The sequence below is a fragment of the Paenibacillus medicaginis genome (assembly GCF_042138635.1).
In the GTDB taxonomy this organism is placed as follows: domain Bacteria; phylum Bacillota; class Bacilli; order Paenibacillales; family Paenibacillaceae; genus Paenibacillus; species Paenibacillus medicaginis.
Genome location: NZ_JBHIRY010000001.1, coordinates 182,845 through 200,085, shown reverse-complemented (window position 1 = coordinate 200,085; position 17,241 = coordinate 182,845). Strand labels below are relative to the sequence as shown.

Annotated in this window: 32 protein-coding genes; all 32 read left to right on the top strand. The window is 34.8% G+C overall.

All coding sequences use genetic code 11. From position 1 onward, the window contains the following. Window positions 1-12: 12 nt before the first annotated feature. The 32 genes from ACE5LO_RS01285 to ACE5LO_RS01130 all read left to right on the top strand — a co-directional run bounded on the left by ACE5LO_RS01285 (window position 13) and on the right by ACE5LO_RS01130 (window position 17,204). The gene (locus ACE5LO_RS01285) at window positions 13-225 is read left to right on the top strand and encodes a hypothetical protein (RefSeq protein ID WP_375518268.1); all 213 of its coding nucleotides are present in this window, start codon (window positions 13-15) and stop codon (window positions 223-225) included. A gap of 32 nt (window positions 226-257) precedes the next feature. Further along, window positions 258-479: a hypothetical protein gene (locus ACE5LO_RS01280; protein WP_375518267.1), complete on the top strand. Its 222-nt coding sequence runs from the start codon at window positions 258-260 to the stop codon at window positions 477-479. A gap of 55 nt (window positions 480-534) precedes the next feature. Next, window positions 535-750, top strand: coding sequence for a hypothetical protein (locus ACE5LO_RS01275; protein WP_375518266.1), 216 nt, complete (start codon window positions 535-537; stop codon window positions 748-750). Between the two features lie 18 nt (window positions 751-768). Then, a complete protein-coding gene (locus ACE5LO_RS01270; RefSeq protein WP_375518265.1) occupies window positions 769-1,077 on the top strand; it encodes a hypothetical protein in 309 nt (102 codons plus the stop codon). Between the two features lie 53 nt (window positions 1,078-1,130). Continuing rightward, complete coding sequence (locus tag ACE5LO_RS01265; RefSeq protein WP_375518264.1) at window positions 1,131-1,295, top strand: hypothetical protein; 165 nt, start codon at window positions 1,131-1,133, stop codon at window positions 1,293-1,295. Between the two features lie 104 nt (window positions 1,296-1,399). Further along, a complete protein-coding gene (locus tag ACE5LO_RS01260) occupies window positions 1,400-2,173 on the top strand; it encodes a SprT-like domain-containing protein (protein WP_375518263.1) in 774 nt (257 codons plus the stop codon). A 140-nt stretch (window positions 2,174-2,313) separates the two neighbouring features. Next, a complete protein-coding gene (locus ACE5LO_RS01255; RefSeq protein ID WP_375518262.1) occupies window positions 2,314-2,985 on the top strand; it encodes an HNH endonuclease in 672 nt (223 codons plus the stop codon). 524 nt (window positions 2,986-3,509) lie between these two features. Continuing rightward, a complete protein-coding gene (locus ACE5LO_RS01250) occupies window positions 3,510-3,734 on the top strand; it encodes a hypothetical protein (protein ID WP_375518261.1) in 225 nt (74 codons plus the stop codon). Between the two features lie 269 nt (window positions 3,735-4,003). Beyond that, window positions 4,004-4,492 carry a hypothetical protein gene (locus tag ACE5LO_RS01245; RefSeq protein ID WP_375518260.1) on the top strand — a complete coding sequence of 163 codons (489 nt, stop codon included), beginning with the start codon at window positions 4,004-4,006 and terminating at the stop codon, window positions 4,490-4,492. 519 nt (window positions 4,493-5,011) lie between these two features. After that, window positions 5,012-5,194 carry a hypothetical protein gene (locus ACE5LO_RS01240; protein ID WP_375518259.1) on the top strand — a complete coding sequence of 61 codons (183 nt, stop codon included), beginning with the start codon at window positions 5,012-5,014 and terminating at the stop codon, window positions 5,192-5,194. Window positions 5,195-5,209: 15 nt separating this feature from the next. Then, window positions 5,210-5,632: a GTP pyrophosphokinase gene (locus ACE5LO_RS01235; protein ID WP_375518258.1), complete on the top strand. Its 423-nt coding sequence runs from the start codon at window positions 5,210-5,212 to the stop codon at window positions 5,630-5,632. A 234-nt stretch (window positions 5,633-5,866) separates the two neighbouring features. Then, on the top strand, window positions 5,867-6,964 hold the full coding sequence (locus tag ACE5LO_RS01230; RefSeq protein ID WP_375518257.1) for a hypothetical protein: 1,098 nt from the start codon (window positions 5,867-5,869) through the stop codon (window positions 6,962-6,964). A 54-nt stretch (window positions 6,965-7,018) separates the two neighbouring features. Beyond that, the gene (locus ACE5LO_RS01225) at window positions 7,019-8,170 is read left to right on the top strand and encodes an AAA family ATPase (RefSeq protein WP_375518256.1); all 1,152 of its coding nucleotides are present in this window, start codon (window positions 7,019-7,021) and stop codon (window positions 8,168-8,170) included. A 91-nt stretch (window positions 8,171-8,261) separates the two neighbouring features. Next, the gene (locus ACE5LO_RS01220) at window positions 8,262-8,837 is read left to right on the top strand and encodes a 3D domain-containing protein (RefSeq protein WP_375518255.1); all 576 of its coding nucleotides are present in this window, start codon (window positions 8,262-8,264) and stop codon (window positions 8,835-8,837) included. Between the two features lie 18 nt (window positions 8,838-8,855). Further along, window positions 8,856-9,179 (top strand): dATP/dGTP diphosphohydrolase domain-containing protein, encoded by a 324-nt coding sequence (locus ACE5LO_RS01215; protein WP_375518254.1) that lies wholly within the window; start codon window positions 8,856-8,858, stop codon window positions 9,177-9,179. Window positions 9,180-9,181: 2 nt separating this feature from the next. Then, a complete protein-coding gene (locus ACE5LO_RS01210; protein WP_375518253.1) occupies window positions 9,182-9,715 on the top strand; it encodes a 5' nucleotidase, NT5C type in 534 nt (177 codons plus the stop codon). A gap of 261 nt (window positions 9,716-9,976) precedes the next feature. After that, window positions 9,977-11,176 (top strand): WGR domain-containing protein, encoded by a 1,200-nt coding sequence (locus ACE5LO_RS01205; RefSeq protein WP_375518252.1) that lies wholly within the window; start codon window positions 9,977-9,979, stop codon window positions 11,174-11,176. Window positions 11,177-11,193: 17 nt separating this feature from the next. Beyond that, a complete protein-coding gene (locus tag ACE5LO_RS01200) occupies window positions 11,194-11,502 on the top strand; it encodes a hypothetical protein (RefSeq protein WP_375518251.1) in 309 nt (102 codons plus the stop codon). 24 nt (window positions 11,503-11,526) lie between these two features. Then, a complete protein-coding gene (locus ACE5LO_RS01195) occupies window positions 11,527-12,807 on the top strand; it encodes an ATP-dependent DNA ligase (RefSeq protein ID WP_375518250.1) in 1,281 nt (426 codons plus the stop codon). Window positions 12,808-12,846: 39 nt separating this feature from the next. Then, the gene (locus ACE5LO_RS01190) at window positions 12,847-13,122 is read left to right on the top strand and encodes a hypothetical protein (protein WP_375518249.1); all 276 of its coding nucleotides are present in this window, start codon (window positions 12,847-12,849) and stop codon (window positions 13,120-13,122) included. Window positions 13,123-13,242: 120 nt separating this feature from the next. Next, a complete protein-coding gene (locus ACE5LO_RS01185; protein ID WP_375518248.1) occupies window positions 13,243-13,464 on the top strand; it encodes a hypothetical protein in 222 nt (73 codons plus the stop codon). Window positions 13,465-13,502: 38 nt separating this feature from the next. Further along, complete coding sequence (locus ACE5LO_RS01180) at window positions 13,503-13,718, top strand: hypothetical protein (protein WP_375518247.1); 216 nt, start codon at window positions 13,503-13,505, stop codon at window positions 13,716-13,718. Between the two features lie 38 nt (window positions 13,719-13,756). Next, the gene (locus ACE5LO_RS01175; RefSeq protein ID WP_375518246.1) at window positions 13,757-13,909 is read left to right on the top strand and encodes a hypothetical protein; all 153 of its coding nucleotides are present in this window, start codon (window positions 13,757-13,759) and stop codon (window positions 13,907-13,909) included. A 25-nt stretch (window positions 13,910-13,934) separates the two neighbouring features. Then, window positions 13,935-14,288 (top strand): hypothetical protein, encoded by a 354-nt coding sequence (locus tag ACE5LO_RS01170; protein ID WP_375518245.1) that lies wholly within the window; start codon window positions 13,935-13,937, stop codon window positions 14,286-14,288. Between the two features lie 33 nt (window positions 14,289-14,321). Beyond that, complete coding sequence (locus ACE5LO_RS01165; RefSeq protein WP_375518244.1) at window positions 14,322-14,501, top strand: hypothetical protein; 180 nt, start codon at window positions 14,322-14,324, stop codon at window positions 14,499-14,501. A gap of 25 nt (window positions 14,502-14,526) precedes the next feature. Beyond that, the gene (locus ACE5LO_RS01160) at window positions 14,527-14,883 is read left to right on the top strand and encodes a hypothetical protein (RefSeq protein ID WP_375518243.1); all 357 of its coding nucleotides are present in this window, start codon (window positions 14,527-14,529) and stop codon (window positions 14,881-14,883) included. Between the two features lie 267 nt (window positions 14,884-15,150). Next, window positions 15,151-15,384: a hypothetical protein gene (locus ACE5LO_RS01155; protein WP_375518242.1), complete on the top strand. Its 234-nt coding sequence runs from the start codon at window positions 15,151-15,153 to the stop codon at window positions 15,382-15,384. Window positions 15,385-15,615: 231 nt separating this feature from the next. Beyond that, entirely contained in the window at window positions 15,616-16,014 is a 399-nt protein-coding gene (locus tag ACE5LO_RS01150) for a beta-sandwich lipoprotein (protein WP_375518241.1), read from the top strand. Window positions 16,015-16,050: 36 nt separating this feature from the next. Next, window positions 16,051-16,221 carry a hypothetical protein gene (locus tag ACE5LO_RS01145; RefSeq protein WP_375518240.1) on the top strand — a complete coding sequence of 57 codons (171 nt, stop codon included), beginning with the start codon at window positions 16,051-16,053 and terminating at the stop codon, window positions 16,219-16,221. 46 nt (window positions 16,222-16,267) lie between these two features. After that, complete coding sequence (locus tag ACE5LO_RS01140; protein WP_375518239.1) at window positions 16,268-16,459, top strand: hypothetical protein; 192 nt, start codon at window positions 16,268-16,270, stop codon at window positions 16,457-16,459. Between the two features lie 21 nt (window positions 16,460-16,480). After that, complete coding sequence (locus ACE5LO_RS01135) at window positions 16,481-16,672, top strand: hypothetical protein (protein WP_375518238.1); 192 nt, start codon at window positions 16,481-16,483, stop codon at window positions 16,670-16,672. Window positions 16,673-16,946: 274 nt separating this feature from the next. Then, window positions 16,947-17,204 (top strand): AbrB/MazE/SpoVT family DNA-binding domain-containing protein, encoded by a 258-nt coding sequence (locus tag ACE5LO_RS01130; RefSeq protein WP_375518237.1) that lies wholly within the window; start codon window positions 16,947-16,949, stop codon window positions 17,202-17,204. The last annotated feature ends 37 nt before the right edge of the window (window positions 17,205-17,241 follow it).

Genomic DNA, 17,241 nt, shown 5'->3' with positions numbered 1-17,241 from the left:
AAAGGATAAAAAATGAAGCTTAAAAGCGGCGATAGGGTTGTTATGCATTCGTGTCAGGAAGCTTATGAATCTGAAAACTATGGCAAAGTATGGACTTGTAAAAGTGATGAATTTACTGTTGGCATAGGGGAATACAGATTTGTGTATCTTGAGGGTTATAAATTCGGCAACAATGGTGACTTTCCGGTAAATAATTTGCAGTATGTAAATACAGATAAAATGTGAGTTCTATTTAGAAATTGGAGGGATGGATAGAAGTGGAAGTTATAAAATGTGGAAGATGCAGTGAAGAGATAACAAACAAAACAGAAGTGGAGTACAGTGAAGAATATGGAGAGTTTTATTGTAACTATAAGTGTGCAATAGACGAATTTTTTGATCGAGCAAGATGTACGCCATTTCAATTCGAAGCAGATGAAATGAGCAAAAAACAGGTTGTTTTAAAACGTGACAAGCTATATCACGTTGATGATATTTAATTATGAGTAGTCTCAATAAAATATGACTTTCATCGGAAAAGAGAAGAGGAATATTATGCAAATTTATTTAAATAAATCACAAATTTTTGCGTTACTAATGATGATAGATGATGCTGAGGCAATGTTGACTGGAACAGCAGATGGATGGGCGGGGTTACTTACTTCAAACCCTGACTTACATGATGAAATATCGGAAGCTGTATATAATTTAAAGCAAAAACTTGAGAACAAGGGTTATACATACGAAGAAATGGTTCGTCCAAATATATGAAGAAAGAAGGAAATGAAAATGAGTTGGGATGTATCCTTGGTTAAAGATGGCCATGAAGAAATTGATTGCGGAAATTACACTTATAACGTCTCTCCAATGTACAGGAGGGCTATGGGATTCACGATTGGAGACTTACACAGGAGATCCGCTGCCGATGTTGCGATTATTCTTACAGATGGAATTATCACATTGACAAATAAACCGGCATTGTATAAAGAAATGAATCCAGAAAACGGATGGGGTAATTATGAGGGCGCTATAAATTTTCTAGCCCAGATAGTTAAGAACTGTCTGTTATATCCCGACTATGAGTTAGTGGTGAGCTAAAACGGTTTTTAATAAAGCGATAAAACAAATATTTCATTAGGAGATGTGCTGCTATGCCAAATGAGAAAAGGATGAATGCACTTAGTCAAATGTCTAGGGCGGAATATGAATTAGGTAATGCAAAAGATAACTTACGTGCAGCACAGAACTCATATAAGGAAGAATTAATGAACGAATGTATTCAAAATATTCTTAAAGTACAGTCGGAGGAAAGGTAAACTTGTTGAAAGAGATCTGATGATATTTATCGAAAATTTAGTTCGTAAAGTATCAGATATTAAGATCCGATAAAGCATACATTTTATCATGAGAGGTGAAAACAATGCCAGAAGTAACTTTGGAATGGCTTAATAAACAAGCAAAACAACTTGTGAAAAAGCATTGGAACTTGAATGAGATTCCAACAATCACAATCGATTTAGAACGTAAAGATTTGAATTGGACAACTGCAGTTGGGTACTATTGCAATGACATTAAAACTATTGCATTCAATAGCGAGGTCAATAAGAGAAGAACCGAAAGAGAAATTAAGCGCACACTACTACACGAGTTATGTCATTGGTATCTGCACACAACTGGACAGAAATTCCGTGACTCTGATGAACGTTTCGCCAGAGAAATGATTCGTGTGGGGCTTGGACAAAGATATAATAGAGATGAACAGGCAGTGCTGGCGGCAAAAGAAGCATGGAAAAGTAAGAATGATGAGAGGTTTGAGATAATTGAGAAAAATTCAGATGAGACCATCACATTTCGATTAAAACATCGTCGCAAAGATCAGGATGATTTTGAAAAAGACTTGGCTCAAGTACTTATTAGAATGCATAACGATAGAGTGAAGCAAAATGAAGATTATAGTATTTTGCCCGGAGATGTAGCTCAAATGATGGTCAAATGGTACGGCTATAAACTGGAGCCAATCGCGGCATGCGGTATTGTTCTGAGTAGAAATGATGGATGGGGAGGAGGAGAAGTCGGAGGCAGAGATGACATAATTTCAGTTCTTGAAGAGTTAGGAATTGATACAGAAGAAGCCGAAATGAAATTGTTAGAGTTGGATGAAGAAGAGTTGTACACTGCTTCGGAGATCGAATAAGATAAATCAGATGAAATCTTTCTTTTATTGATTAGTAAGACATACAAACAATCGCATTTATCGCATTTTGGTTTTGAGCCATATTTAAAAATATGATATAATTGTACCTATCATAACAAAAAAGGATGTGCGATCCTCTTATGACATTGAAACAATGTGAAAGGTGTGAAATTTTAAAACCGATTGAATCATATGAGAGCAAGGGCAGTAGAATCTGTAAAGAGTGTAAAGAGGAGCATAGAAAACAACGGATGGAAAGATACTCAAAGGTGGATCTGGGTTTAGATGCGCTAGATAGTTCATTAGAATTGATTCATTGTATGAGAAACGATGTCTCTATGGCTTATCAGGTTTCATATGAAAAGGCTAAAAACTTAGTTCAAGAGGGAAGAGCGACTGTTTACTCTTCTGACACTATATACAAGACTGAAAAAGTAAAGACAGAAAGATTCAATGATGTCAAAATAGAGGCGAATTTCACTTGCCATTATTGCGGAGAATATGGAGATACTATTGACCACATTATCCCGCTAGATAAGGGAGGAAGTAATGCCAAAAGTAATCTTGTATGCTCATGTAGGGAATGTAATGAATTAAAGAACAATATGAAATATGAAAGATTTATGGACCTAATGAATAAATACGGTAAACAAGAACTTCTTAAAAATCGAGGCAACATACAAAAGAAATTCACCTCCTTGAAAAAGGTTAACCAAGAAATACTGAACAACATTAATAAAAAGAATAAGAATAAAGTAGATAGTTTGGATGACATGATTAATTCAGTATTAAACAAAAAAACAAAGTGGTAGTTTATAAACATAGTTTTAAGAGTGGGAAAGAATTAGTGATAGCAAAAAGAAATATGAATCCGAAAGTAATCCAACGAATATATATAAACAAAAAAAGAATTGTCAAACGACAATTCCTTAATTTTGCTTATATATATCAATCATCTTAGTCCAAAACAAAGTGCAATAAATAAATGAACCAATTCTATGTTTGGGTTCATTATTTATGCGATCTTTTATTACAGTGATCTGTATATCAACAATGTTTCCATCTGCTTTAAATTTATCAACTTTTTTATTACGAAAATAGAGTTTATCTCGAAGATAGGCAATAAATATTCCTATTGACAGATAAATAACAAGAAGAGTAATCCCGATAATAAGTATGATCATTTTGTTCACCTCATCATATATAATAAACCACAGTATACTCAATATCAAGGTACTTATGACTAGATAGACAGAGTATGTGTCTGTTGCATTTGCGTGGTCCAATAAAAGTTTACTTTTATTTAGTGATAAAACACGGGAAAGGGTGAATGAGATTGTACGACAGGTTTAGAGAGGTAAAAAGGCAACATGAATTGGGCGAACTACACCGAAGAGATATTGACTGGCTTATTGAACAAGCCGAAAAAGCTAATTGTATGGAGTGGGCATTAAATATACTTAAAGGTAGAACGGCATACAACCATGAGTTTAATCAGTTTCATTTCATTGCAAAACAAGGGTTGGGCGAAGAAAACTCGCCGTTTAAACAGGTGAATTGATACATAAATAAAAAAAGGTTGATTTTATAAAGATTGGAGAGCAAAATATGTACAGATTAGAATGCTGTATTAACGGTGAGAAGCGGAAGATAAAATTTTTGGAACTGAGCCTGTTAAGTACGATTAGAATTGCAAGGAATCTGGTTAGACAGGAGTCATTTACCGCCGTGGATGTTTATGATGAGAAAGGCAAATGGCTGAAAGAATATATGTCTGTGACATATCTATAATCCAACAAAAAGTTTATTTCATGGGAAAGGGGGCGTAAGATGCAGCACTACCACTTATTCAAAAAACTTAAATCAGATACTTGGAGTTGGTTCAGTGATGAAGATAGTGAGTTATGGGAGAAAATTAGACAAGAGTACGACAATGAAAAATGGAAACAAGTTATGGAACTTTTAGTTAATCAAAACATGAATACAGGAAATAAGGGTTTAATAACTAAAGCCTCATACAAACTGGCCATGAGAATTAAAGATGAATTAGGTGTAGATGTTTTCCCTGCAATAGTTAGAATCGACTATGGATCAATGCCTAAGATGGAACGATTTAGTTGGAAAATGTATTCTATTATTGGTGATCACATGAGAAATGTTTATTCGAATTGGCCTCCTAAAGATTTACTGCCTAAAAAGTATGAAATTGAGTCTGAATCGTTCGGTTCTCTTGATATTGAATTAATTAGGAGCCTTAAAAGCAAAAATGAAAAAAGTAAGAAAAGATGGGTAAGAAAAGATGGGGATGAGAGGAGATGATTGTATTAAGATTAGTTAAAAATTCAAACGATAATACGATGTATGAAGGCTATTACAAGAATGAGCACGTCGCCAATATATACAAATTATATAAAGATGATTGGCGCGGTTATTTAGTAACTGACCGTAAAAACATATTCCATAGAAAAAATAAAAAGGATATTGTGGAACTTTTGACCGAAGAATTCTTAAAATCAAAATGAAAGTCTACGTTAGAAATGGGTTGTATGCTAAATTTGATTATTATGTGGCAATAAGGAGACTGCAGCAGTGTATAGACCAATGATGTATAAATCAGACGATTCGAAGATACAAATACTTACTTATAATCATTTCAGTGAATTTTATTTTTATGCCTCGCTAGATGAACTACAAGAATATTTGAATGAAACTTTAAAGATTAGTGTTTTTGAATTTTTAGATAGTTACACTTTAACACAATCAAGGCATTTTTTTGATTGGATTAAACAGAAATCTAATAATAACAACCCATTATAAGTATATAAAGAAGGTGGAGTTTTGAAACAGTATTTTGTTTACACAAATGAACCAGAGTTACTCAATCCCTTTGGAGATGTATATATTCCAAAACTCAAAATGAGCTTTGTAGTACTCACATCTGAGTTAGATATAACTGATGTTTGGAATCTCCCCGGCGTGTATGAAGCAAAAGAATGTGAAAAAGGAACATTGAGCGTATAAGGAGCGAAATAAAATATGTCATCACAATTAGAAAAAGCTATTTCAATTGCTGTTAATGCACATTTCGGGCAAGTTGATAAAGGGGGAAATCCCTATCTGCTTCACCCGTTACGTGTAATGAGAAAACTGTACACCGAAGATGAGAAAATTGTAGGCGTATTGCATGATGTGATTGAGGATACAGATATAACAATTGATGATTTGAAGAGGGAGGGATTTTCTAAAGAAATTACAGATGCTATATTTGCTCTTACTCGTCAAGAAGGGGAGAGCTATATGGGCTTCATTCACCGGCTCAAAACCAACGAACTTGCACGTACGATTAAAATTGTTGATATTGAAGACAATATAGTTCTATCCAGAATCCCTGAACCAACAGATACTGATTATAAGCGGATTGAGAAGTATAAAAAAGCACTGGGAGAACTGAAGAAATAAATTTCTCAACAATATAAAATAAAATATTGCAATAATAATTGATGTGTGATAAGATGATTAATGTAAAGCAGAGACGATAAAATAACGCTGAAAAGCGATTATATAGATGTTTCACATTACACTCTGCAGAAAGGAGCAACCGATGAAAGAGCAGTTTTATGGGTTAGATCCACCAAAAAAAGCCTGATAAATAAAATAAAATATTAAAATAACAAAAGGAGCGAATACATATTAATGGCTGACAAATCACCGGTTAAAACGAATAAAAATCATGGAGGCAAAGAGTTTAAAGGATACTTCCATTTTGTAGGGAAATTGAATCCAGTACGTAAGAAGGATGAAGTCACAGATAACTGGGAAGATCAACCGATTTATGAGGAAACCAAATCTCGCTCAGGGAAACCGATGCGAAAGGTTCATTTCAATGTAGAAACAGCAGAAGGAAATGAATTGAAAATTGAATTGTTCGGTATGGAACAAGCATTTGTATGGCCGTATAGTTCAACACACAATAAAGCACATAAGATTGTTTGGTCAGATAGACATAATAAAGAGAAATTTCCCGACGATACATATCACTTGATTGATCCAGATTGGGATAAGGCTGAAAAAGTTGGTCAAGAAGTTTCATCAGATAAGTGGGTAGAAGTAAGAGGCCATTACGAACCAAACGAATTTACTACAGATGATGGTAAAGAATTTAAAAACGTCCGTCGTGTTTTTGATTCAGTGACGGTAATTGAAGACGGACAAGAAATTAAGTTGAATAAAAAAGAGAAACTGAACTATGTATGCGATTTTAAATCTCCAGATTTTAAAGAAGTAAACCGATTCAATATGCAAATTGGTATTCGCAGCACATATGCTGATGAAGCAAAAGGAGAGACAAGAGTCAACGGAGTGTTCTTGGCTTATGGAAAGGATCGATCAGAGCCAAAAGATGTTGAATTGGTAGTTTATCAAACAGAAACAACTGAAGGAAAAAAATCATTGGCGGATGCATTCGCTTCACTTGAAGCATTAGATTTTATTGAGGTTGTTGGAGTAGATAATAATCGGGCAACCTTTGCCGAAGTTCCTGTTGAGGACAATGTTTCAGATGATGACCCGTTTGCAGATGTGGATGAATCAAATAAGCAGATTAGATATGAGCGAGTAGTCAATGGTTCTAAAAAAGGTCTTGAGATTACAGGTTATGTAACTGGTACACTTATCCGCAAATTCTTGACTGAAGAAGAGATTTCAAAATCTATTCAAACAACAAATGAAGATCCGTTCAGTGGCAGCTCAGAAGATCCATTTACATTTGATGAAGACGACCTACCATTCTAATATTCATACATATAAGCAACATAAAAAATATACATAAGGGAGAGATATATTTAGATGAGTTGGAGACAAAAAGCAGTTAAAAGAAATGTACCAAAAGTAGATTTGCAAAGCTATAATGTTCTGGTTGCAGGTTCGTTTAAGTCTGGTAAGACACGCCTTTGGAAAGAAGTTATGGAGCTACACTATCCAGACAACCCGGATGCTGGTTTGTTACTTGCATTCGAAGATGGTTATACAACTTGGGAACTGGATTCATATATCGACATGCATAATAAAGACTGGGATTACTTCAAAAAAGAAGTTGTAAAGAACCTTGTTGAAGAAGCTAAAACGGGATCTATCACTAAAGTAATTGGTATCGACACGGTTGACCGGCTAATTGATATGTGTTCAGAGTGGTTCATTAAAGAATGGAATAAAAAATATGCTAAAAACTTTACCTCCATTCAAGAATTTAATGAGAACATCAAAGATGAAAATGTGTATACCGAGCTTAAGAAAGAAATTTGGAGACAGATTGATATCTTGAAACGCGCTGGTTATGGATTCTTCTGGCTTGCATGGACTAAAGAAAAAGAGACTACAACAATCGATGGCCTTAAATTCCAGTCAATTGAACTAATGATGAGTAAGACTGGGAAAGATATTTTTGAGTCTCAAGCACACCTTGTTACATGTTTGTTTAATGAAGCTATTGTAACAGATAAAGATGGGAACGAACTTGAGGAGAATGCTAAAACTAAAAAAAATAAAGAAATTGCTTCTAAGTTCCATAAAACAGAAACTTATATGTATTTCCGTCCTTCAAGTTATATCAGCATCGCAGGCGGCAGATTTACAGACCTTCCTGAGCGAGTAGAATATAGTGCTGAGAACTTTATGAAAGTATTTGAAGATGCTGTAGAGGGTCAACTTAAGAAGACTAAGAAATCTATTGAAGAATTGCGTGACGAAGAAACAAAAGAGCGTGAGCAACGAGCTAAGGAAACAGCCGAACAGATCGAAGAAGAGCAGAGTGATTCGGAGACCGCTGAGGAATTGCGAGCTTCTGTTGCCGAAGAAGCAAAGCGATTTACAGATCAACAAATTCGTCAATTGGTTATCCCAGAATTCAGGAAGATCTTTGGACAACCAGACTACAGAAAAGTAAATGATGTAACTCAATTGACGGCAGCAGTCGAGTTTATTAAAAACCTTGCAGTTTAATAAAACAATAAAATAATCATTTCATAATACATAAACCCCTCGTCAGACCGTTAAAAGCAAGGCGAGGGGCGTTTATTTAAGCGGAGGGATCATGAGCAGGAATTATGTGCTATCTTTACTCGTTGCAGCATCCTTGGTATCTATAACAGGGTGTGGAACTGCAGGCGGAGTCAAAGAAACAAAAACGAATGATGAATTGATCAATAGTTACAGGTCGGGATTGGACATACATAAGACAATAGTCCATAAGCAAATCGAGAAGGTCAAAGCAGAAAAGAAAATTCAAATCAAGAAAAAGGATAAAACAAAGCCAGAAGTTAAGAAAGTGAATCGAGAAGTGGTTAAGAAGGAAAAAGAGCATTGGGGAATTTTTATTGTTACCGCCTATACCAATGGCCCAGAATCGACTTCTAAACGTCCCGGTGATAAAGGATATGGAATAACCGCTTCAGGAGCAAAGACCAAGGAAGGTATTACGGTAAGCGCTGATATAAGGGTGCTGCCAATGGGAACGCGAATATATATAGAAGGTGTTGGAGAGAGGGTTGTTCAAGATACTGGTTCTGCTATCAAGGGCAATAAACTAGATTTATTTATCGAAGATCTTAGCGAAGCAAGAAAATTTGGAAAGCAGAAATTAAAAGTAAAAATATTAAATAAGGGATAGTGACGCAGGATGATTAATATGAACGAGATTGTACTAGGAGTAGGGAAGGACGCTCCCACGGTTACTAATGAACAGGGTGGCAAGCAGTCTCAAGTATTATATCGGTTTGACCTATTAGACCCTAAAGCAATGTTTGAAATGACAAAAGTGCTTAAGTATGGAGCTGAAAAGTACGGAACTGATAACTGGAAGAAAATCGATGTCAGTGACCATCTAAATCATCTTTTGATTCATATATATGCATACTTGGCAGGAGACACTACGGATGACCACTTGTCACATATCATGTGTCGAGCAATGTTTGCTCAGGCTGTAGCAATTAAAGAAGAAGGAGAGGTGTAAGTTTGAAAGAGATTTTGGCCGTAGATCAAGATAATGTAATTGCAGACTTGGTTGCAGAGTGGGTGAGGCGGTATAACGAAGACTATAATGACAATCTAAAACCTGAGGATATTAATGCTTGGAACTGGAGTCATCTGTGTAAACCTGAATGTGGAGATAAGATTTATGAGTATATGGATGATCCTACATTGTTTGAATCGCTGTCGGTAATCGAAAACAGTCAAGAGGTGCTTAAAGAGTTAAATTACACATATGGCATCTATATTGTAACCTCTCCATTTAATTTGAATAATATTGTTCCTAAATATAAATGGCTCAAGAAACACTTTAGTTTTTTGGATGAAGATAAATTTGTATTCACAAGAGATAAGTCGATAATTGCTGCTGATTATTTAATCGATGATAAGCCTAAAAATCTAGAGAACTTCCGAGGTAAAAAAATGCTGTTCACGGCTCCTCATAATTCAAATGAAGATAGATTTTACAGAGTTAATAATTGGGAAGAGATCCGAGAAACTTTATTGGGTCGGAGATAGAATAAAGATTTAGAAGGGAGTCGAACTCTATGGTACAAGCCGCAACAATTTTTTTATTATTCGTTTTTACATTATCGCCAATATGTTTATCTTTATTTTGTTTATATCTAGCTATCTTCAAATCTAATAAAAAAATAGATATTACAATCAGATTATTTGGGTTTGTGCTTCTCTTCGCGGTTTCAATTATTAATGTAGATAGTGCAATGGAATTTTTCAAATAAAATTGAATTTTTATTAGATATTTGAGGAGGAATGAATATGTCATCGGTCTACTTAGTCAAAGTAGAGCCAAACGCAAATAATAATAAATATTATCGCATGATTCAAAATGGAGATCGGTTTGAAGTTCAATATGGCAGAATTGGAGTCTCAGGATGCCAGACGACTTCATATCCTATGTCAAAGTGGGAATCAACAATTAAAAGTAAAATTAAAAAAGGATATGTTGATCAGACAAGATTAGTTGCAGAGCCTACAGTTAAACGTAAGAAAGACTATGCGGATATTCCGAATTCTATCATCCAATCTATTGTTTCTAGACTCCAATCAATGGCTAGAAAGGCCATTGAGGATAATTACACGATTACAGCAAATAAAGTCACAAATACTATGATTAGTGAGGCACAGTCACAATTACATAATTTAATGAATGTTGATTCTGTAGATATGTTCAATAAAATCTTGGTAGAATTATTTAAAACAATCCCAAGAAAAATGAGAAGTGTAAAGGAGCATTTAGCGCGTAGTACAAGCGATTTTGCCAAAATTATTCAATCAGAACAAGACTTATTGGATGTCATGAAGGGTCAAGTCGCACATGAAAGCGAAACAAATAATGTAAATGGCAACAATGATACGCTGAATACTTCTCAAACTATACTGGAAGCTATGGGATTGATTTTTGAAGAAACTACATTCGAAGATAGAGAAGTGATTAAATCTCAAATGGGATCGATTAAAGATAAGTTTTATCAAGCGTGGAAAGTCACTAATATTAAGACACAAGAAAAATTTGATAACTTTGTGAAAGTAAATAACATCAAAGATAGAAGGTTGTTGTTCCATGGTAGTCGTAATGAGAATTTTTGGAGCATTATTAATACTAGTTTGGTATTAAGACCTTCCGCACAGATCACAGGAAAAATGTTCGGATATGGAATTTATTTCGCTCCGAAAGCACAAAAGAGTCTAGGCTACACATCATTACATGGCTCGTATTGGGCTGGGGGAAATGCCAACTCTGGATTTATGGGACTTTTTGATGTTGCCTATGGGAAGTCATACGATGTACATTCTTTCGATAGTAAATATTATGATTTTAATTATGATAAGCTTCAGCAAGCCTCAAAAGGAAGTAATTGCATACATGCGCATGCAGGAAACATGTTGAAAAACGATGAGATTATCGTTTATAAAGAAGATCAGTTGACTATTAAATATCTGATTGAAATTAAATAAAAAGGAGAAATAAAAATATGAAAATTAATAATAAGGTTTCTAATACGGAAGTCAAGGAAATTGTTTATCACCAATCACACCAGAAGTTTACTGAAACTTCCAATTTTACAGAATACACAAAAAGTGACTCCTTTAGAATTCCAGAAAGAAAACAAAAAGTAATTCATACTAAAGATGAGACAATTGTTATCTTGGATGATGGTTCAAAAGGCGTGGCAAAGTGCAGCAATAAAGATAACTATAATAAATTGACTGGACTTAAAATTGCATATATCAGAGCTAAAATCAAAAGCATGGAAAAAGAATTACAAGAACTTTTTAAGTAATAATTAGTAGAGAGGGATGTTCACTTGAAGAAAGTATTTGAGATTGTAGATAAGGTGTCTAAAACAAGTTCTCGAAATGAAAAAGAGTCCATTCTTAAGCAAAATATCAACAATGAATTGTTGAAGCGAACTCTTGAATATACATATAATCCTTATAAAATTTTCAATGTTGGCTCCAAAACATTTACTAAGAAAAGTGAAATCGTTCATTCGAGATTCAACAATATCTTTGAATTAATGGATTGGTTGCTTCAAAGAAATGCTTCAGATGAAACTAAACTAGAAATTAACAGTTATATTGCTAGACAACCTGAAGATGAACAAGAATGGTATAAAAGAATGTTGTTAAAGGATTTAAGAGAAGGATGTACCGAATCTACCTATAATAAAATTTGGCCTAATTTGGTTCCAACTTTTGAAGTAATGCTTGCGAAAAAATTTGAAGAGCACGAACATAAAATCACAGATGATTTTGTTGTTACATTGAAACTTGATGGTGTTCGCTGTGTCATTCTCAAAGAGAATGGTCAGATCAAGTTAATTAGCCGACAAGGCAAATTGTTTGAAGATATGAACGAACTTATTGAGGAATTAAGACAATTACCAGACAACATTGCTTATGATGGAGAGTTGTTACTAAGAAATGAAAAGAATTTGAGTAGCGCTGATTTATATAGAGAAACAATGAGAGAAATATCTAAAATTGGGGAGAAATACAACGTTGAATTTCATTGTTTTGATATGATTCCTATGGAAGAATTCAAAAGCGGAAAATCAAAACAAAAGTGTGTTGAGCGGAAAGAAGAATTAAATCAACTATTACAGGAGTATGGCTTTAAACTGATTAAGTTAGTTCCTGTACTATACAAAGGACGAGATAGAGCCGAAGTATTCAAATTGTTGGATGAGGCCATTAAAAATGGATTTGAAGGCTTAATGGTAAATCAAAACAGGCCGTATGAATGTAAGCGAAGTGATGCAATATTAAAGATGAAAAAGTTTCATGAAGCTGATGTTCGAGTTCTTGAAGTGGTTGAAGGAACAGGTAAAAATGTTGGGAAACTAGGAAGTATTCTTATTCAATTTGAGTACGAAGGGGAGCATTATACTTGCAATGTGGGTAGCGGTTTTTCAGATGCCGAGCGAGTTAGGTTTTATGATAATCCTGAGATACTGATCGGTAAAATTGTTACTGTTGGATATTTTGAACTAAGCCAGAATCAAGACGATAGTGCATACTCTATGCGATTTCCCACATGGAAGGGTCGCATTAGAGAAGACAAAAATGAAATTAGTATGCATTAAAAAGCCATCGAAATTCGACTTTTATTGGAGGGGATGTCATTGAGCAATCAAGAAGGCAGCTTTGAAGAAATGCATATTATTAGAAGAGAAGATGGTAAGGGGCATTTCTTAACAGCAAGAAGTATTGTCGAAGGTAAGTATTATACAATTGAGATCCCGTTTTTATATAATATTACAGCCATAATTACCAGAGAACGCACCTTTTCTAATTGTAGCCAAAGTTTTGAATTAAAAGCAGATGTTAGACCCGAAAATAATGCATTCTATAAGGCTACCGCCGATCATAAACAACGAGTTGATAGGAAAATAAAATAACTGGAAAAAGAAATCGAAGAAATAAATAATGATACTAATGAAAGAATCAAGTATTTGAAAGAAGAAATTCAAAAGCTACTATAGCTAAACGAATAATCTCATTTCACTGGGAGACAAAACATGAAAAGACTAGGCAATATGAGCAAGAAAAAATTGGAAGAGTATATTGATAACGGTCATTATTGCGAACAAGACATAATTGATTTATACGATGATTTTGTTTCTGCACAGGAAGAGATTGAAAACCTGAAAAGAGAAATTGAAAGGCATCGTTCAAATTATGATTCTGATTATTGGAATGAAAAAGAACAAGAAATGAGAGAAGACGGAGTTTGGGATTGACCACGAAATTTCATTTTTATAGGAAGAGGTGAATAACAATGGAAGAAACTAGGACAGTACAAAGACTGGTATCATTGGCTTCAATGGAATGGCAGACTATTGAGTTTCGAGAATTGAAACAAGGAGATGCGTTCAGGATGTTCGAACCCAATGGAGAACCCGTTGTTGATATGAAGGGTAGATGTGAGTTTTTGGCAATGGGAAAACCGTATCTTAATGAAGATGGTATATGGCAAATTAATACAGTTGAATAAGACAACGAAAGTGTTGTTTCATGAGGGAGGAGAGCATAGTGGACGAACGAATACATAAAGCAATGAAAGCTTTGAATCAATATGAATATCATATGGGAAGTTCTACACAAGAAGCGCTGTGGCTTATTCATCAAATGAAAGACATCTTTGAGAATAAAGAGGATATTGATTTAAAAGAAAAAGGACGATAAAAATCTTATTTTATGGGGTGGCAGCTTGCCAGTTACAGATAAAGGTTATGAGTATCAGATGCCCGATGGCGTTAGGGGTCAACTAACAAGAGAGTTGCTTATCGATCTACATAAAAATGTAATGAAAACTTTCAATGTAGAGAAAGAGGAACTTGCAACAAATATAGGATTTTATGCATTTGTGGAGTGTTCGCATGGTTGGGATCGGGCATTCAAAGAGGCCTGTCTAAAGCATAGCAAACAATGGCTTTATGAATACTCAATTCATTTAGAATGGTACGAGTATGATATTTTTTCAGGCTCTGTTGGGGATTTAATGGTTGAACTGGGGGTCATTAAGCAGGGCGAAGATTTATCTGAAGAAGAATTTAGTGAATAAAGTCTGTATTTCCTAATCAGGGAGGAGTCGAAAATGTATTGGAGAGATGTATTTGATTCGCGCAAGATATTTCCAGCAGACTTTTATGAATGTAGAAAAGTTGCTACAAGTGTGGGTTATAAATATTTCGCATTTAATGGTGTTGTTTTCGGCATTGGGCAACAAGCACCGAATTATGACGATGGCTTATGTAAGATAGAGGATTTACGATAAGCTGTGTACTTTATAAGGAGGATAAATGGAACAGATTCAATCTCATGAAATTAAAGATATCTGGAGGATTAGAGAAGGTTTATTAGTTGAAGTTTATAAATACAAATCACTTGTCTATCACATACATAGCAAGAAGAAAGAAAAGCGTGTGAGGGGTTGCAAAGGATTGACCGAGCTAACCGAGGACTATACTGATTCTTACTATAAAAAGACATTTCCCAAAGGGACATTATTTTATTATAGTTCACCAGTTGAACCAGTAACCGATCCAAAGCAATTTAAAATTGAGATTAAATCAAGTGGTGGTTCAATTTTCGGTTCGAGTGATGAGATTAGCAAAGTACTTACAGACATCAATACATTGATTAGTAAATACCAATGAAACTTGATTTTTGTTAGATGATTGGGGGTGAAAGCATTGGATCTATGGCAAAGACTAGAGGAGCGAGGGCGAGATGAGTTGAAACTTGGTCAATCATGGTGTTTGTATGCGGTTGACTTGGATAAATCGGGTTTTGGTTGGGCTGAAGTTAAGTTTGCACGAATAAATCCACAGGGAATATATTTGACTTCAGACTCTGTTATCGGAAATATTAAGTATTCTGATTTGCGATAAAATTTGGATTTATTCGGATAATGGGGAGGGTATATGGAAGAATTTTTGAGGTTCTATGATTCAATCAAGAATCATCATAGAGGTTGGTCGCTAGAGATTTATTATTCAAGTATTCTTGATTGGAATATTACTGTAGGATACAGTGCCGATCATCCATGGCATGGACGGCACATAATTCATGTGCAAGATTGCGATAGAGATTTAGCCTTTGCAAAAGCACAGGTATTGCTTAAAGAATGGCTGTTGGACAAAGAAGGCGGATATTAAGTTGGAGATGATATTTTGAGAACTGAATACTGGATCATTCGATACAATGGTAAAGACTTCATGCAAGATTCAATGCTTTGTGGATTTAAAAAGGAGAAATATGCAAAGTTCTTGGTTTGGTTCATTAATAAATTCAATGTTGACGGTAGGAAATTCTATTATTCAAAGGCTCGTGTAGGTTAATAAAAAAAGATTATATATGCAAATTGTAGACACGGAAGGATGAGTAACATGAGGAAAATTTCACTTTTATCAATTTTATTAGGCTTGGTCATCGTCCTAAGCGCTTGTACAGATGCCGACATTGCCTCAAACAATTTGTCCAAGGCCGCTGACAATTTTGAGATCAATAGACGAATTGTATTTTACAACGGGATCACTGACACCTACTTACTAACTATCGAAGGGCGGTGCTCACTTGGTAATCAGGATGATCGATCCAAGCAAGTAACAGTGACGTGCAAGACAGGAGACGAGAAATACAAAAAGCACTTTTTAGGTCTATCGGATAATGTAACGTACTTCGCAGAGCAATTGGAAACAGCGGCTGTAAGTGTGTATCATTATCGGGTTACGTTTAAGCCAGAAGCCATTTTACCCGACATCGACCTAAAAGTTAACGGAAACTGATGCGTAATCTGCACATAAAGCGAAGGAGCGAAGTCATTGAATAAACGAGTTGTATATTTAGAAGACAACATGATTGACGAGCATGAGAAGGAAATATTCCAAGCCGATATTCCTTATACTGTAAAAGGTAATTTGATCATTAACGAAGATGGTTTATCTGTACCTATACATAATATTTGGGTAGACTTTCGTTTGATTCATCAATAAATCAGATAGTAATAAAATAAAGATTTCATTGGAAAGGAGGACCTGAATGACAAAAATATATAGAGGGTTTGAAATAGATGTAGTTAAGAACAACGATAAGGAGTATCCATTTTTGGCAAGATGCCGTATTGGAAAGGAAATAGTAGAGAAGAGGGGTTATAGTAAAGAACAAGCAATATCATTGACGAAGAGTATTATAGATTTTACTTTGTATGCAATAGAAAACAAATCAAATTGATATTTTATTGGGAGGAATTATATGACCGATCAAGATAAAACCCAAGATCGAGAAGAGTTTATCAATCGATTAAAAGCACTCAATGCAATGGGTCTTGAATTAACCGAAGAGCAAATATTTGCCTTGACTGTTCATTTTACTGGGGTAACTGGCGAAGAGATTGGTAAGTCGTTAAAGAGCGTTATTGACCGTTTAGACAAAAAGGAATCATAACACTAAATATCGAATAGTTCTTCAAACGATAAGAGGTGATCACATTGAATCATACATACAAAGTGTTAAAAACAGATGCGGAATTCTTGACTGCTGCATTGTTTCAGGTGCAGGTGTATGTAGTGTCGCCTCTTATCACTGATGGACTAGTTCAAATTATAGATTATGGTGGGCAAGTTGAAATGTATACTCCTGTATCGGTGAAGATTTCGGGGAGACATTATACCAGAAGCCAATTTGAGTTTAGGGTAGATATGAGAAAGGGGGATAAGGTATGAGCTGGAGTAATGCAATTGTAAAGAGTAACGATGATTTAGGCAGGATTGCTATTCCGAAAGAGTTTAGACAGGCATTAAAAATTAGGCCGGGAGAACCTTTAGAGGTCTATCTGGATCATGATAACGAATTGATTATAATAAAAAAGTATAATTGCAATAAACTTGATTATAAAACAATATGGTTTGAATTTAAAAATAATAATCCACACTTGGCAGTTGAGATGGAGTATCACGAAGATCTATACAAAATCTAATGAATTCAGCATTTCATCATGATCAGTAGTTTAAAAG

Bases quoted from the DNA above. Each gene is read 5' to 3' on its own strand.
- ACE5LO_RS01260 (WP_375518263.1), top strand. From the start codon at position 1,400: ATGCCAGAAGTAACTTTGGAATGGCTTAATAAACAAGCAAAACAACTT.
- ACE5LO_RS01270 (WP_375518265.1), top strand. From the start codon at position 769: ATGAGTTGGGATGTATCCTTGGTTAAAGATGGCCATGAAGAAATTGAT.
- ACE5LO_RS01165 (WP_375518244.1), top strand. From the start codon at position 14,322: ATGTATTGGAGAGATGTATTTGATTCGCGCAAGATATTTCCAGCAGAC.
- ACE5LO_RS01150 (WP_375518241.1), top strand. From the start codon at position 15,616: ATGAGGAAAATTTCACTTTTATCAATTTTATTAGGCTTGGTCATCGTC.
- ACE5LO_RS01220 (WP_375518255.1), top strand. From the start codon at position 8,262: ATGAGCAGGAATTATGTGCTATCTTTACTCGTTGCAGCATCCTTGGTA.
- ACE5LO_RS01205 (WP_375518252.1), top strand. From the start codon at position 9,977: ATGTCATCGGTCTACTTAGTCAAAGTAGAGCCAAACGCAAATAATAAT.
- ACE5LO_RS01130 (WP_375518237.1), top strand. From the start codon at position 16,947: ATGAGCTGGAGTAATGCAATTGTAAAGAGTAACGATGATTTAGGCAGG.
- ACE5LO_RS01180 (WP_375518247.1), top strand. From the start codon at position 13,503: ATGGAAGAAACTAGGACAGTACAAAGACTGGTATCATTGGCTTCAATG.
- ACE5LO_RS01265 (WP_375518264.1), top strand. From the start codon at position 1,131: ATGCCAAATGAGAAAAGGATGAATGCACTTAGTCAAATGTCTAGGGCG.
- ACE5LO_RS01135 (WP_375518238.1), top strand. From the start codon at position 16,481: ATGACCGATCAAGATAAAACCCAAGATCGAGAAGAGTTTATCAATCGA.
- ACE5LO_RS01140 (WP_375518239.1), top strand. From the start codon at position 16,268: ATGACAAAAATATATAGAGGGTTTGAAATAGATGTAGTTAAGAACAAC.
- ACE5LO_RS01230 (WP_375518257.1), top strand. From the start codon at position 5,867: ATGGCTGACAAATCACCGGTTAAAACGAATAAAAATCATGGAGGCAAA.
- ACE5LO_RS01225 (WP_375518256.1), top strand. From the start codon at position 7,019: ATGAGTTGGAGACAAAAAGCAGTTAAAAGAAATGTACCAAAAGTAGAT.
- ACE5LO_RS01235 (WP_375518258.1), top strand. From the start codon at position 5,210: ATGTCATCACAATTAGAAAAAGCTATTTCAATTGCTGTTAATGCACAT.
- ACE5LO_RS01160 (WP_375518243.1), top strand. From the start codon at position 14,527: ATGGAACAGATTCAATCTCATGAAATTAAAGATATCTGGAGGATTAGA.
- ACE5LO_RS01255 (WP_375518262.1), top strand. From the start codon at position 2,314: ATGACATTGAAACAATGTGAAAGGTGTGAAATTTTAAAACCGATTGAA.
- ACE5LO_RS01285 (WP_375518268.1), top strand. From the start codon at position 13: ATGAAGCTTAAAAGCGGCGATAGGGTTGTTATGCATTCGTGTCAGGAA.
- ACE5LO_RS01215 (WP_375518254.1), top strand. From the start codon at position 8,856: ATGAACGAGATTGTACTAGGAGTAGGGAAGGACGCTCCCACGGTTACT.
- ACE5LO_RS01200 (WP_375518251.1), top strand. From the start codon at position 11,194: ATGAAAATTAATAATAAGGTTTCTAATACGGAAGTCAAGGAAATTGTT.
- ACE5LO_RS01245 (WP_375518260.1), top strand. From the start codon at position 4,004: ATGCAGCACTACCACTTATTCAAAAAACTTAAATCAGATACTTGGAGT.
- ACE5LO_RS01155 (WP_375518242.1), top strand. From the start codon at position 15,151: ATGGAAGAATTTTTGAGGTTCTATGATTCAATCAAGAATCATCATAGA.
- ACE5LO_RS01185 (WP_375518248.1), top strand. From the start codon at position 13,243: ATGAAAAGACTAGGCAATATGAGCAAGAAAAAATTGGAAGAGTATATT.
- ACE5LO_RS01275 (WP_375518266.1), top strand. From the start codon at position 535: ATGCAAATTTATTTAAATAAATCACAAATTTTTGCGTTACTAATGATG.